This window comes from Nocardioides sp. Z13_37, from assembly GCF_058355585.1.
On the sequence record NZ_JBZGDV010000016.1, the window covers coordinates 1 to 12185 of the forward strand.

General features: G+C 72.6%; 14 protein-coding genes and 1 tRNA gene. 4 read left to right on the top strand and 11 right to left on the bottom strand.

Features of this window, described 5'->3' with window-relative positions; translation table 11 throughout:
- Positions 1–79 precede the first annotated feature (79 nt).
- From AC4H2S_RS21030 to AC4H2S_RS21055, 6 genes are all read right to left on the bottom strand, one after another.
- Positions 80–153, bottom strand: a tRNA-Met gene (locus tag AC4H2S_RS21030).
- 50 nt (positions 154–203) lie between these two features.
- On the bottom strand, positions 204–3206 hold the full coding sequence (locus AC4H2S_RS21035) for a UPF0182 family membrane protein (RefSeq protein ID WP_491498941.1): 3003 nt from the start codon (positions 3204–3206) through the stop codon (positions 204–206).
- 3 nt (positions 3207–3209) lie between these two features.
- Positions 3210–3842, bottom strand: a complete 633-nt coding sequence (locus tag AC4H2S_RS21040) for a PPA1309 family protein (protein ID WP_491498942.1) — start codon at positions 3840–3842, stop codon at positions 3210–3212.
- Positions 3839–4891: a YlbL family protein gene (locus tag AC4H2S_RS21045; RefSeq protein WP_491498943.1), complete on the bottom strand. Its 1053-nt coding sequence runs from the start codon at positions 4889–4891 to the stop codon at positions 3839–3841. Before AC4H2S_RS21045 ends, AC4H2S_RS21040 begins: the two co-directional genes overlap by 4 nt.
- A 60-nt stretch (positions 4892–4951) precedes the next feature.
- Entirely contained in the window at positions 4952–5212 is a 261-nt protein-coding gene (locus AC4H2S_RS21050) for a hypothetical protein (RefSeq protein WP_491498944.1), read from the bottom strand.
- Between the two features lie 42 nt (positions 5213–5254).
- Positions 5255–5692, bottom strand: a complete 438-nt coding sequence (locus AC4H2S_RS21055; RefSeq protein ID WP_491498945.1) for a molybdenum cofactor biosynthesis protein MoaE — start codon at positions 5690–5692, stop codon at positions 5255–5257.
- Positions 5693–5816: 124 nt separating this feature from the next.
- Between AC4H2S_RS21055 and AC4H2S_RS21060 the strand changes: the two genes are divergently transcribed.
- Both AC4H2S_RS21060 and AC4H2S_RS21065 read left to right on the top strand, forming a co-directional pair.
- Positions 5817–7166, top strand: a complete 1350-nt coding sequence (locus AC4H2S_RS21060) for a zinc-dependent metalloprotease (protein ID WP_491498946.1) — start codon at positions 5817–5819, stop codon at positions 7164–7166.
- On the top strand, positions 7163–7765 hold the full coding sequence (locus AC4H2S_RS21065) for an NUDIX hydrolase (protein ID WP_491498947.1): 603 nt from the start codon (positions 7163–7165) through the stop codon (positions 7763–7765). Before AC4H2S_RS21060 ends, AC4H2S_RS21065 begins: the two co-directional genes overlap by 4 nt.
- Here AC4H2S_RS21065 and AC4H2S_RS21070 read toward each other — a convergent pair.
- The 3 genes from AC4H2S_RS21070 to AC4H2S_RS21080 form a co-directional block, all read right to left on the bottom strand.
- Positions 7714–8253: a M48 metallopeptidase family protein gene (locus AC4H2S_RS21070; protein ID WP_491498948.1), complete on the bottom strand. Its 540-nt coding sequence runs from the start codon at positions 8251–8253 to the stop codon at positions 7714–7716. The two genes, AC4H2S_RS21065 and AC4H2S_RS21070, sit on opposite strands and share 52 nt — an antisense overlap.
- Before the next feature lie 71 nt (positions 8254–8324).
- Complete coding sequence (locus tag AC4H2S_RS21075) at positions 8325–9371, bottom strand: PHP domain-containing protein (protein WP_491498949.1); 1047 nt, start codon at positions 9369–9371, stop codon at positions 8325–8327.
- Positions 9372–9666: 295 nt separating this feature from the next.
- Positions 9667–10473 (bottom strand): enoyl-CoA hydratase/isomerase family protein, encoded by an 807-nt coding sequence (locus tag AC4H2S_RS21080; RefSeq protein ID WP_491498950.1) that lies wholly within the window; start codon positions 10471–10473, stop codon positions 9667–9669.
- A gap of 374 nt (positions 10474–10847) precedes the next feature.
- On the opposite strand from AC4H2S_RS21080, the gene AC4H2S_RS21085 reads away from it, so the two are divergent.
- The gene (locus AC4H2S_RS21085; RefSeq protein ID WP_090969683.1) at positions 10848–11006 is read left to right on the top strand and encodes a DUF5679 domain-containing protein; all 159 of its coding nucleotides are present in this window, start codon (positions 10848–10850) and stop codon (positions 11004–11006) included.
- Between the two features lie 146 nt (positions 11007–11152).
- A complete protein-coding gene (locus AC4H2S_RS21090) occupies positions 11153–11665 on the top strand; it encodes a hypothetical protein (RefSeq protein WP_491498951.1) in 513 nt (170 codons plus the stop codon).
- A gap of 13 nt (positions 11666–11678) precedes the next feature.
- Here AC4H2S_RS21090 and AC4H2S_RS21095 read toward each other — a convergent pair whose 3' ends face one another.
- Positions 11679–11846 carry a hypothetical protein gene (locus AC4H2S_RS21095; protein ID WP_491498952.1) on the bottom strand — a complete coding sequence of 56 codons (168 nt, stop codon included), beginning with the start codon at positions 11844–11846 and terminating at the stop codon, positions 11679–11681.
- 139 nt (positions 11847–11985) lie between these two features.
- On the bottom strand, positions 11986–12185 hold a 200-nt coding region (locus tag AC4H2S_RS21100), incomplete at its 5' end, for a putative WhiB-interacting protein (RefSeq protein WP_491498953.1).

Consider the following 12185-nt stretch of genomic DNA (forward strand, 5'->3'; position numbering starts at 1 on the left):
ACGAACCCACAAATGAAGAACACCCGAACCTACGTTTCCGTAGGTCCGGGTGTCCGCGATGTCCTGCGACATCACATTGTAGCGGGGGCAGGATTTGAACCTGCGACCTCTGGGTTATGAGCCCAGCGAGCTACCGAGCTGCTCCACCCCGCGTCGGTGAACAGAACATTACAGGGGTGGGTGGGCGGAGCCCAAATCGGGGGTCACCCGGCTTGGCGGACCGCCCTCTCGATGAGCGCGCGCCCCTCCTCCATCAGGCGTGCCCACCGCACGGTGTCGCCGTTGCGCTGCGCCTCGTCGGCCTTGGCGAACTTCTCCTCGGCCTGCACGAGCAGCTCCCTGATGCTGCCCTCCGGCTGCTCGCCCGGCTCCGTGGTCGGCTGCTCACCCGGCGACTCCGACGGCTCCTCGGTCGGCTCCTCCGTGGGCTCCTCCGTGGGCTCCTCCGTCGGGTCGGTCGTCCCGTCGTCCGACGCGTCCGACGTCAGGGCGTCCTCGATCGCGTCGACGAGCGTGGTGCCGATGCCGACCCGGTTCTCGTAGGAGACGAGCACGAACCGCAGGATCGGGAAGTTCGACTCACCGTCACGACGGGTGTAGACCGGCTGCACGTACATGAACGTGTCGTCGATCGGCAGCGTGAGCAGGTTTCCCGGCACCCGGTCGGCGTCACCGGTCGTGTAGGGCAGCAGCGCCTGGCTGATGTCCTCGTTGGTGGCGAACGTGTTGGCGATCTGCAGCGGGCCGCCCGTGGGCTCGTTGGGCAGCTGCAGCACCCTGACCTTGCCGTAGTCCTCGCTCGTCGCGTCGCTGTTGACCGACAGGTAGGCGGCGAGGTTGTTCTCCTTGCGCCGCGGGACGTAGACCGAGGTCAGCGACCAGGTCTCGCCGTCGCCGGTGTCGGCGAAGAGGCGGTAGGGCGGCTGCAGCCGGGTGGTGCGCTGCGGGTCGCTCGGCACCTCCCAGCGGCTGGAACCCTCGAACCAGGCCGACGCGGACGTCTCGTGGTAGCGCTGGAACTGGAAGCGCTGGGCCTTGAACAGGTCCTCGGGGTAGCGCAGGTGCTCGCGCAGCGAGTCGGGGATGTCGGCCTTGGGCTGGACGACGTCGGGGAAGACCGCCTCCCACGCCTGCAGGATCGGGTCCTCCTCGTCCCACTCGTAGAGCGACACGGTGCCGTCGTAGGCGTCGACGGTGGCCTTGACCGAGTTGCGCAGGTAGTTGATCTCGTCGGTCGGCAGGGTCTGGAACCCGGTGTTCTCCTGCAGCGAGTCGTCGGTCATCTCCTCGAGCGACTCACGCTGCGACAACGGGTACTTGTCGGTGACGGTGTAGCCGTCGAGGATCCACAGAATCCGCCCGTCGACCACCGCCGGGTAGGGGTCGGAGTCGACGGTCAGCCACGGCGCGACCTTCTCCACCATGCGGCGCGGGTTGCGGTCGTAGAGGATCTTGGAGTTCTCGTGCACGCGGCTCGACAGCAGCAGGTTGGGCTCGCTGAAGCGCACCGCGTAGAGCAGCTGGTTGACGATGTTGCCGATCGGCACGCCCGCCTCGCCGTCGTACGTCGTCGCGACGTCCTCGTCGGTGCGCTCGCCGCGCGGCAGGTCGAACTCCACCGGCTTCCCGTCGGGGTTGAGCCCGACGATGCTGTAGGTCGGGCTCTGCTCGCCGAAGTAGACGCGGGTCTCGTAGCCCTCGTCGCCGGCGAGCCTGGTGAGTGCGTCCTCGTCGGCCTCCTGGCCCTCGGCCCACTGGATGCCGGTCTGCTGGACCGAGTCGTCCTCCGGGCGCTGGTTGGCGTACGCGGCGATGACGCCGTTGCCGTGGGTGTAGGCGGTGTGCAGGTTGGACCAGTTCTGGTCGCCCTCGGCGAGGCCGCTCTGGTCGAGCTCACGCACCCCGAGCACGACGGCGCGGTCCTTGCCGTCGATCTCGTAGCGGTCGACGTCGAGCACGTTGGGCACCGAGTAGTAGGCGCGCACCTGCTGCTGCTGCTCGAAGATCTCGCTGACGATCTGCGGGTCGACCAGCGGGATGCCGGCGGTCATGCCGTCGAGCTCCTCGAGCCGGCCGTCGTTGGCCACACCGGTGCCGGCGACGTTCTGGACCTCGATCTGGTCGAGCTGGTAGGCGGCGCGGGTCGCGTCGATGTTGGCCTTGATGTAGCGGCCCTCGCGGTCCGGCACGTTGGGGTTGACGCGGATCGCCTGGACCACCGTCGGCACGATCAGGCCGAGGATGATCGCGGACAGGGCGAACAGCGCGACGCCGACCGACGGCAGCAGCCAGGTGCGTCGCCAGATGTTGGCGAGGAACAGCAGCGCGCAGACGATCGCGATGCCGGCGAGGATCTCCTTGGCCGGCAGGACCGCCTTGTCGTCGGTGTAGCCCATGCCGGTGAAGATCGAGCCCGAGTTGGTGACGAGGTCGAAGCGGTCGAGCCAGTAGTCCACGGCCTTGGCCAGCACGAAGAGCGCCAGCAGCGCGGAGACCTGGATCTGCGCGGCGCTGGTCAGGCGCTCACCGGGGCGGCCGGAGAGCCGGATGCCGCCGAAGAGGTAGTTGGTCAGCAGCGAGGCGATCAGGCCGACGACGGCCACGGCCATCACGAAGTCGACGATGTAGTGCCAGAACGGCAGCTGGAAGACGTAGAACCCGACATCCTTGTCGAAGTAGGGGTCCGTGGTGCCGAACTCCTCGCCGTGGCGCCACAGCGAGAAGCTGCGCCACTGGCCGGAGGCCGACGCGCCCGCGAAGAGCCCCATCACGCCGGCGACGACCGCGATGACCAGGCCCATCCGCGGGGCGAGGAGCTGGCGGTAGCGGTCCATGCCGTCGTCCGGCATGCCGGGCATCCCCGGCCACAGCAGCGGGCGGAAGCGGTAGGCCATCGCCATGGCCACCGCCACGGCCGCGGCCATCAGCCCGGCGAAGACGAAGAACAGCCCGACGCGGGTCAGCAGCAGGGTCGTGAAGACCTCCCGGTAGCCCACCGAGCCGAACCACAGCCGCTCGGTCCAGAAGGAGGCGAACGCGCTCAGCAGCATGAAGCCCACGACCAGGACGATCGCGGTGATGACCAGCGCTCCGGGTCGGCGTGACGCTGCCGCGGGCCGTGCGCCTCCTGTGCCGCCGGGTCCGCCCGGCCGCTGGGGGCCGTCGGGTCCGGTGGGTCCGGTGGGTCGGTCGAACGGATTGCTCATTGACTAGGCCTGCTCAGGGTTCTCGTCGGGGCGGGGCGGGGTGTCGTGCAGTGTCTCGTGGAGCAGCTGGAGCAGTCCGGGCACCAGCTCGGTGCCGTTGACCACTGACTGCTCGTCGTCGTGCGACCGCAGCCGCAGCGCGCAGTAGGACGTGCCGGCGCGGGTCACGCCTGCGACCATGCGCACCTCCTGGCGGTCGGGGTGCTCGCGAGCGAACAGCTCGGCCGCGGTGGGGTCGTCGGGGATGTCGTCATCGACGCCGGGCGGCAGCACCAGTCGCTCGATGACGGCGGCACAGCCGGCCACGCTCTCGGGCCAGGCGATGCCGTGCAGCGCGTCCTCGAGGACCTGGCCCGGGGGCAGGCCGTCCTGCTCGATCGGGGTGAGGGAGCCGTCCTCGCCGGGGCCGTCGATCTCCATCGCCGCGGCGAGCGCCGGCTCCTGCGCGACCAGCTCGGCGGTGTCGACGAGGGCGTAGAGGCGGGCCGGCTGGTCCCAGCCGTCCTGGGCGACGTGCGCCTCGATCTCGAGGACCGCGGTGGCCAGGGCAGGGTCCTCCGGGAGCGCGTCGGGGGCGGTCGGGTCGACGGGCGACTCGGGGCCGGCGTCGCGCGCCGGCTCGGTGGGGTCGGTCATGAAGCGGTGTCCTCGCAGGTGGGCAGGTCGGTGTCGGGGTCGGCGACCCAGTCGGACAGGGTCTCGACGGCGGCGTGCATCGTCGTGGCCTTCGCCAGGCGCATGTCGCCGGGGTCCACGCCCCCGATGCCGCCGCAGTTGGCGGCCGGCACGAAGAACAGGTCGGCGCCGGCGTCGCGGGCGGCGGCGATCTTCTGCTGGATGCCGCCGATGGGGCCGACCTCGCCGGCGGGGGTGATCGTCCCGGTGCCCGCGATCTCGGCGCCGCCGGTCAGGGCGCCGGGGGTCAGGGTGTCGTAGATCGCGAGCGCCATCATCAGCCCGGCGCTGGGGCCGCCGATGCGGTCGGAGATGTCGACGCTCACCTGGAAGGGGAACTCGAACCCGAGGCCGGGCGCGATGCCGATCCGGAGGTCGCCGTCGACCTCCTCGGGCGTGACGTCGACGCTCACCTCCTCGTCGCCGCGGCGCACGACGAAGGTGAGGGGCTCGCCGGGGGACGCCTCGTCGACGGCATCGACCACGTCCTGGGCCTCCCGGATCGGCGTGTCGCCGACGCGCAGCAGCACGTCGCGCACCTCGAGCTTGCCGTCGGCCGGCAGTCCGGGGGTCACGTCGAGGATCTTCACGACGGGGTCGACCTCCTCACCGAGCTCGGTGAGGGCCGCCGCGACGGCCGTGTCCTGGGAGGACGCCATCGCCGCCCCGGACTCGCGGTCGCTGGACTCGTCGGTCTCGTCGGGCGCGTAGATCGAGGACCGCGGCCACACGGCGGCGTCGGGGTCGAAGTAGGCGCGCAGCAGCTCGGGGAGCGAGACGTCCTCCTGCGGCGTGCTGACGTAGACAGTGGTCATCCGCAGCTCGCCGTCGTCGTGGTAGGCCTTGTGCCCGGCGACCTGGACGATCTCCTTGCCGTCGTCCTCGGCGAGTATGTCGACGGTCGGTCCTGGGTAGTAGGTGACGTAGGGCAACGGCACGAAAGCCGCCGCCGCCCACAGCGCTGCGAGCAGGCAGAGCGCGAGCAATCCCGCACCTGTCCGCTGCCTCATGGGCGCAACTCTCTCAAACGGCGGCAACCGGCCGACGACGAGCCACCCCGCGCCGACTTCTCAGGAGGCGCGCCGTCCTGCGTCGCCGCGGGTCGCCGCACCGTGGCTGGGGCGCACGGCGATGCCGGTGCTGCGGTCGCGCGCGGGAGCAGACGTACGCCGGGGGCCGGCCGGGAGGTCCTTGGCGATGGCCCGGCCGAGGCGCTCGGCGGCGACGTCGCGGTCGACCTCGCCACGGCCGTCGCGGCCGACCCACGACACCCACGCCATGGCGGCGACGGTGACGACGGCCGACGGCACGAGCCACAGCAGGATCTCCACGCCACGAGCGTAGATGCCCGGGCCGCCCGGCACCGGGAGGCCCTACGGCGTGCCGACCCACTCCTCCGTCCGGTCGTCGAAGACCTGGTGCTTCCAGATCGGCACCTCGGCCTTGAGGGTGTCGATGAGGGCCCTGGAGGCCGCGAAGGCGTCGCCGCGGTGGGCCGCGGTGGTGGCCACGACGACGGCCAGGTCGCCGATGCGCAGCTCACCGACCCGGTGCACGGCCGCCACTCCCCTGACGTCGTGGTCCCGCGCCACCTGGCGGCAGACGTCCTCGAGCCGGGCCAGCGCGGACGGGTGGGCGGAGTAGTCGAGCGCCGTCACGCCCTTGCCGCCGTCGTGGTCGCGGACCTGGCCGACGAACAGGGTGAGCCCGCCCGCGCCGTCGTCGCCGAGGGCGTCGAGCACCTCGGTGACGTCCAACGGGGTGTCGCGGATGTCGACGAGGCGCACGGGGTCACGCACGGGATCACGCACGGGATCAGGGTGGGGATCGTGGAGGGGGTCGCTCACCCGGGCGAGTCTAGGCGCGGCGGGAGCCCCGGGGGCAGGCGTGGCGCAGGCGGCGGGGCCGCTGGGCAGGGTGGGTAACGTGGACCCCATGAGTGACACCCCCGGCGGACCCGGGTCGTCCGGTCAGGGTCCCGACGACAACAACCCCTTCAAGGGCACGCCCTTCGAGCAGATCTTCTCCCAGATGGGCGGATTCGGCGCAGGCGGCGCGATGCCCGACCTCAACTCGCTGATGGCGCAGATGCAGTCCCTCTTCGCGCCCCACGACGGCCCGGTCAACTGGGACACGGTCACCGACCTGGCCCGCCGCACGGCCGCGCAGGAGCCCGACCCGACGGTCAGCCCGTCGCAGGCCGCCGCGGTCGACGACGCCGTACGCCTGGCCGACCACTGGCTCGACACCACCACCGAGTTCCCCTCCGGGGTCACCACCACCGCCGCGTGGTCGCGGGCCGAGTGGATCGTGGAGACCATCCCGGTGTGGAAGGTGCTCGTCGAGCCGATCGCCGGCTCCGCCACGCAGGCCCTCGGCGAGGCCATGCCCGAGGAGATGAAGCAGCTGGCCGGTCCGTTGATGGCCATGCTCGGCAAGGCCAGCGGCGCGATGGTCGCCACCCAGGTCGGCAGCGGCCTCGGCGCGCTGGCGGGAGACGTGCTCAGCGCCTCCGACATCGGCCTGCCCCTCGGCCCCATCGGCAAGGCGGCGCTGCTGCCGACCAACGTCGCGGTCTTCGCCGAGGAGCTTCCCGACGTCTCGGCCGACGACGTGCTGCTCTACCTCGCGCTGCGCGAGGCCGCGCACCAGCGGCTCTTCGCCGGGGTGCCGTGGCTGCGCGACCACCTCATCGGCGCGGTCGCCGAGTACGGCGCCGGCATGGACTTCGACACCTCCGGCATGGAGGCCAAGCTCCGTGAGGTCGACATCGCCAACCCCCAGGCGATGCAGGACGCCCTCGCCGGCGGCCTGTTCGACCCCGAGCCGTCGGCCGCCCAGAAGGCGGCGCTGGAGAAGCTCGAGGTGACCCTCGCGCTGGTGGAGGGCTGGGTCGACGAGGTGGTCGGCCAGGCCACCGCCGAGCGGATGCCCGCCGCGGCCAAGCTGCAGGAGACCGTACGCCGCCGGCGTGCCGCCGGCGGTCCTGCCGAGCAGACCTTCGCGACCCTCGTCGGCCTCGAGCTGCGACCGCGGCGCCTGCGTGACGCCTCCACACTGTGGGGTTCGCTGCGCACGCGGCAGGGCACCGAGGCCCGCGACGGCGTGTGGATGTCGCCGCACCTGCTGCCCACCGCCGCCGACCTCGACGACCCGCTGGGCTTCCGCGAGGACTCGATCACGCCCGACGAGCTGTCGGAGGAGGAGTTCGACGCCGGCCTGCGCGACCTGCTTGGAGGCGGCCCGGAGGACAGCGCCGACGGCGGCTCCCGCCCCACCGGGTGAGCACTCGGCTCCACGCGGCCGCGGTCGCCACGCTGACCGGCTGGGTCGCCCCGACGCCCGGGCAGGACGCCCTGCGCGAGCGCTTCCTCGCCCACCTCGCCGCGCACCCCGACGGCCTGGCCAAGGGGTGCTTCCCCGACCACCTCACCGCCGGCGCGATCGTGGTGTCGCCCGACGGCGGCGCGGTGCTGCTCAACCACCACCGCAAGGCCGACGCGTGGCTGGCCTTCGGCGGCCACCTCGAGGCGGGCGACGCCTCGCTGGCCGACGGGGCGCGGCGCGAGCTCGTGGAGGAGTCGGGGCTGACGTCGTTCGACTTCGACGAGGATCCGCTGTCGCTCGACGAGCACGCCGTGGAGTTCTGCTCCGAGCGCGGCACCGTCCACCACCTCGACGTACGCTTCCTCGCCACCGCGGAGCCCACCGCCGCCCACGCCACGAGCGAGGAGTCGCTCGACGTGCGGTGGTGGCCCGTCGACGCGCTGCCGGCGACGTTCGACGACATGTACGTCCTCGTCGGCGCCGCCGTGGCGCGCGTGCGGTCGCGTCAGTCGGCGTCGTCGCCGGGCGGCGGCTCGAGCCGCGCGGCCGCGGAGTAGCCCTCGAGGTATCCCTTCGCCTTCTCCGCGCGGGGGTAGCGGTCGACCCACGCCCAGAACGCCGGCGTGTGGCCCGACTCCAGCAGGTGGGCCAGCTCGTGGACCAGGACGTAGTCGACCACCCAGGCGGGCACCTTCTGCAGCCGGTCGCTGAGGCGGATGGTGCGGTCGCCCGGGGTGCACGAGCCCCAGCGGGCGTTCTGGTTGCCCACCCACCGCACCGACGCGGGGACGGCGAGGCCGCCGAAGTAGAGGTCGTTGAGCTTGGCCGCCCGCACCACCAGGTCGTCGTCGGAGCGCAGCCGGCGCCTCTCCTGCCGCTCGATGCGGGCGACCATGTCGGCGACCCAGGTCGCCTCGTCGCGCTTGCTCATCGAGGCGGGGATGAGCACCACGATGCGGTCGCCGTCACGGTAGGCCGAGACCGTGCGCCGCCGGCGACGCGAGCGGCGCACCTCCACCTCGGGCGGGCTGGCCGGCGTGCTCATGTGCCGAACCTAGCCGTCCGCACCCACACCGGCACGGGGACGCGCTGGCCGCGAGCCCGAGCCGCCCGCGCTCACAGCCTCGAGGCGGCCCACTCCAGCAGGCGGTCGCGCTCCCAGGTGTTGACGATGCGCTCGGGGTCGATCCCGGCGTCGGTGGCCCGGGCGGCGCCGTGGTCGAGCATGTCGAGCTGGCCGGGGGCATGGGCGTCGGAGTCGATGGAGAACAGGCAGCCGAGGTCGCGGGCGAGCTCGAGCAGCCGGGTCGGCGGGTCGCGTCGCTCGGGCCGGGAGTTGATCTCGACGGCCACCCCCTCCTCGGCGCAGGCGGTGAAGACCGCCGTCGGGTCGAACCGGCTCGGCGGGCGCACGCCCCGGTTGCCGGTCACCAGGCGTCCCGTGCAGTGGCCCAGCACGTTGGTGTGCGGGTTGCGCACCGCGGCGACCATCCGCCTCGTCATCGGCTCGGGATCCATCTTCAGCTTCGAGTGCACCGACGCGACCCGCACGTCGAGCCGGTCGAGCATCTCCGGTGCCTGGTCGAGCGTGCCGTCGTCGAGGATGTCCACCTCGATGCCCTTGAGCAGGGTGAACGACCCGCCGAGATGCTCGTTGACCGCCTCGACGACCCCGAGCTGCCGGGTCAGCCGCTCCGCGCTGAGCCCGTTGGCGACCCGCAGCCGCGGGCTGTGGTCGGTGAGCACGAGGTAGTCGTGACCCAGCTCCATGGCCGTCATCGCCATCTCCTCCAGCGGCGAGCCGCCGTCGGACCAGTCGGAGTGGGAGTGCAGGTCGCCGCGCAGCCGGGCGCGCAGCTCCTCCCCGCCCCGAGCGAGCGGTCCCGCGGTGGTCTCCAGCCGGGCCAGGCGCTCGGGGACGACGCCGTTGCAGGCGTCGGTGATCACGGCGGCGGTGCTCGGCCCGATGCCCGGCAGCTCGGTGAGCGTGCCGTCCGCGGCGCGGCGGCGTACCTCCTCGTCGGGCAGCGGCAGGATCGTGCGCGCGGCGTTGCGGAACGCCTCGATCCGCCGGGTCTCCTCGCGCTGGCGCTCCATCAGGAACGCGATGCGTCGCAGGGTCGCGACTGGTCCGCGCACGCCGTCCTGCCCCGTCTCGCCCACTTCTTCTCCTCCACAGCCGCCGTGCCGGCTCGTGCGCTGGTCAGGGGCACAGTACGGCGCTCGGCCCGGGCGTGTCGCGCACAGGCCCCTCCCCACGTGGGGGGCCGTCGTCCACGGTTCGCGGGCCGCGGTGCACACCGTCTCCACAGGCCTGTCCACAGGCGTGGACATCGCCCCGTTGACCGCCCGGGTGCGCGGCCCTACCGTTGCGGCCAGAAGGGCCCCGCGGCTCCTCGACGTCAGCAGGGGAAGGCAGGCGTCAAGGGCCGCGGGGCCCTCCTACGTGCGGGGTCGCTCAGCGGCCGCGGAACTGCGGCGTCCGCTTCTCCCGCGCGGCCGCGATGCCCTCCTGGAGGTCGGCGGTGGCGAGCGTCACCGGCTGTGCGAGCGCCTCCCACTGGAGCGCGGACTCGAGGTCGGCGGACCCGCCGCCCGCGAGCGCGACCTTGGTCAGCCGCGACGCGATGGGCGCCGTGGTCGCGATGCCGGCGGCCGTGTCGAGGACGTCGTCGAGGAAGCTCGCGCGCTCCACGACCCGGGAGACGAGCCCGAGGCGCAGCGCCTCGTCGGCCTCCACGACCCGCCCGGTGAGCAGCAGGTCGCGCGCGTGCGCGGGCCCGACGACGTCGGGCAGCAGCCAGGTGGCGGCCATCCCGGCGTGCATCCCGAGCCTGGTGAACGGCACCCCGAGCTTGGCGCCCGCGGCGGCGTAGCGGATGTCGCAGGCGAGGGCCAGGCAGAGCCCGGCGCCGATCGCGTGCCCGTTGACCGCGGCGATGGTGGGCACCTCCAGGCGCCGGATCGCGAGCCACGCTCGGTAGAACGACAGCATCCGCGAGCGCAGGCGGTCGACGCCGGCGTCGGGCTCGCTCGCGATCCACGAGGTGTCGCCGCCGGAGGAGAAGGCGCTGCCCTCCCCCGTGACGACGACCGCCCGCACCGACGGGTCCGCGGCGATCGCGTCGATGGCCGCGGCCCACGACGAGGTCATCTGCTCGCTCATCGCGTTGCGCATCTCGGGGTTGTCGAGGGTCAGCAGGACGACCCCCTCGGACGGGCGCTCGAGGCGCAGGTGCGTGAGGTCTGGGGACTTCTCTGGCATGGGCCGAGGGTACTGATCGGGTTACGGCGGTGAGCAGGCAACCATTCTGTCGCCAGATCCGGTTGCTCACTCACCGCCCAAGCCCACCCCCGGTTACGGCGGTGAGCAGGCAACCATTCTGTCGCCAGATCCGGTTGCTCACTCACCGCCCAAACGGGGCCGGGGACATGGGTCGGGCAGGGGCCGGGAAATGGGTCGAGCGGGGCCACCCCCGAGGGCGGGTTTTCACGCGTGGCGCGTGTGGTGCGTGAGCGTGGCCCGAGCGTGGCGTAGGGTCGTCCGCGGAGCGCTGGCAACCGCCAGTTATCCCCGGCGGGCTTCCCCTACGACAACCCCGTCGCGACGACCACGAAGAAACAAGCAAGGAGGCCGTCATGGCGGAGACCTGGAGCGGTGAGTTCTACTGCGTCAAGTGCAAGGAGAAGCGCGAGGCGGAGGGCGAGATCAAGGTCAACGACAAGGGCACCAAGATGGCCAAGGGCGTCTGCCCGGTCTGCGGGACCAACCTGAACCGCATCCTCGGCAAGGCGTGAGCCTCACCTCTTGAGCTCACTGCGGCGGCGTCACCCCTGGGGTGGCGCCGCCGCTGTCGTTCCCGGCCGTGCCCGCCCACCCGTGGCACCCGGATCCGCCTGTGGACGACGCCCCGACCGGGCCGCCGAGGTGGCACGGTCGAGGGGTGACCGAGCGTCGTAGCCCGCCGTACGCCGCCCCGCTCCGCGCGCAGCTCGACTGCCCCGACGCGTGGGCCCCGCCCGTGGTGGCGGCGCTGAGTGCCGCCGGCGTGCTCCTCGACCGCGAGGCGCCCGTGGGCGTCGCGGTGACGCCCGGGCGGGCGGTGTCGGGCACCGTCGACGCGTGGTCGGTCGACTCCCTGCCGCACGTCCTGCTCGCGGTGCACCCGTGGGCGGTGGAAGTGGGACCGTGGGTCGCCCCCGGCCTCGGACCGTGCGCGCGGTGCGTCGCCGCGGCCGTCCTCGAGGAGGGCGGTGCGCCGGGCGCGGACGACGTGCCGCGCCCGCTGCTCGCCCTCGGGGTGGGCACGGCGGCCCGCGACCTCGCGGCGTGGTCGCGCGGCGAGCTGCCCCACACGTGGCTGACCTCGTGGCGCCTCGACCACGAGCCGCTACCGGCCGTACGGCGCTGGCGGCGCCACCCCTACTGCGGGTGCGGGTGGTTCGACACGCCGTGAGGCGGGCTCGCGGTCACCACCACTCGCTGTCGAGCTTGCTCTCCATGGCGCGCAGGTGCGTGCGCGAGCACGCGTCGCAGAAGGTGCGGCGACGACCGTTCTCCACCGCGACGGTCCAGGTGAGGGTCTGCTCCTGCGGGGCGCTGGTGCCGCAGAGGTCGCAGGTGACGAGGTCGCTCACCCCCCGAGGCTACTCCGCACGGGCCGGGCGCAGACGCCGATGAGCCGGCACGTCGTCACCGTGACGACGTACCGGCTCACCGGGTGTGGACTCACCCGCGATCAGGGCGAGAAGGTCCGGGGCCAGGGGCCCCGGAGCATCAGAGCGCGCGGGCGAGGGCGAGGCGCGCCTGCTGCGCGGCCTGCTCGGCCTTGCGGCTCATCCGACGGGCCAGCGCCAGCTGGTGGCCGCGTCGCAGCTCGTGCGCCTCTCCCAGGCGCGCGGTCATTTGCGCGCGGGCGAGTTCTTCATGCATGAGATTCATGTCGTTTCGTCCATTTCGGTAGGTCTTCATGAGAG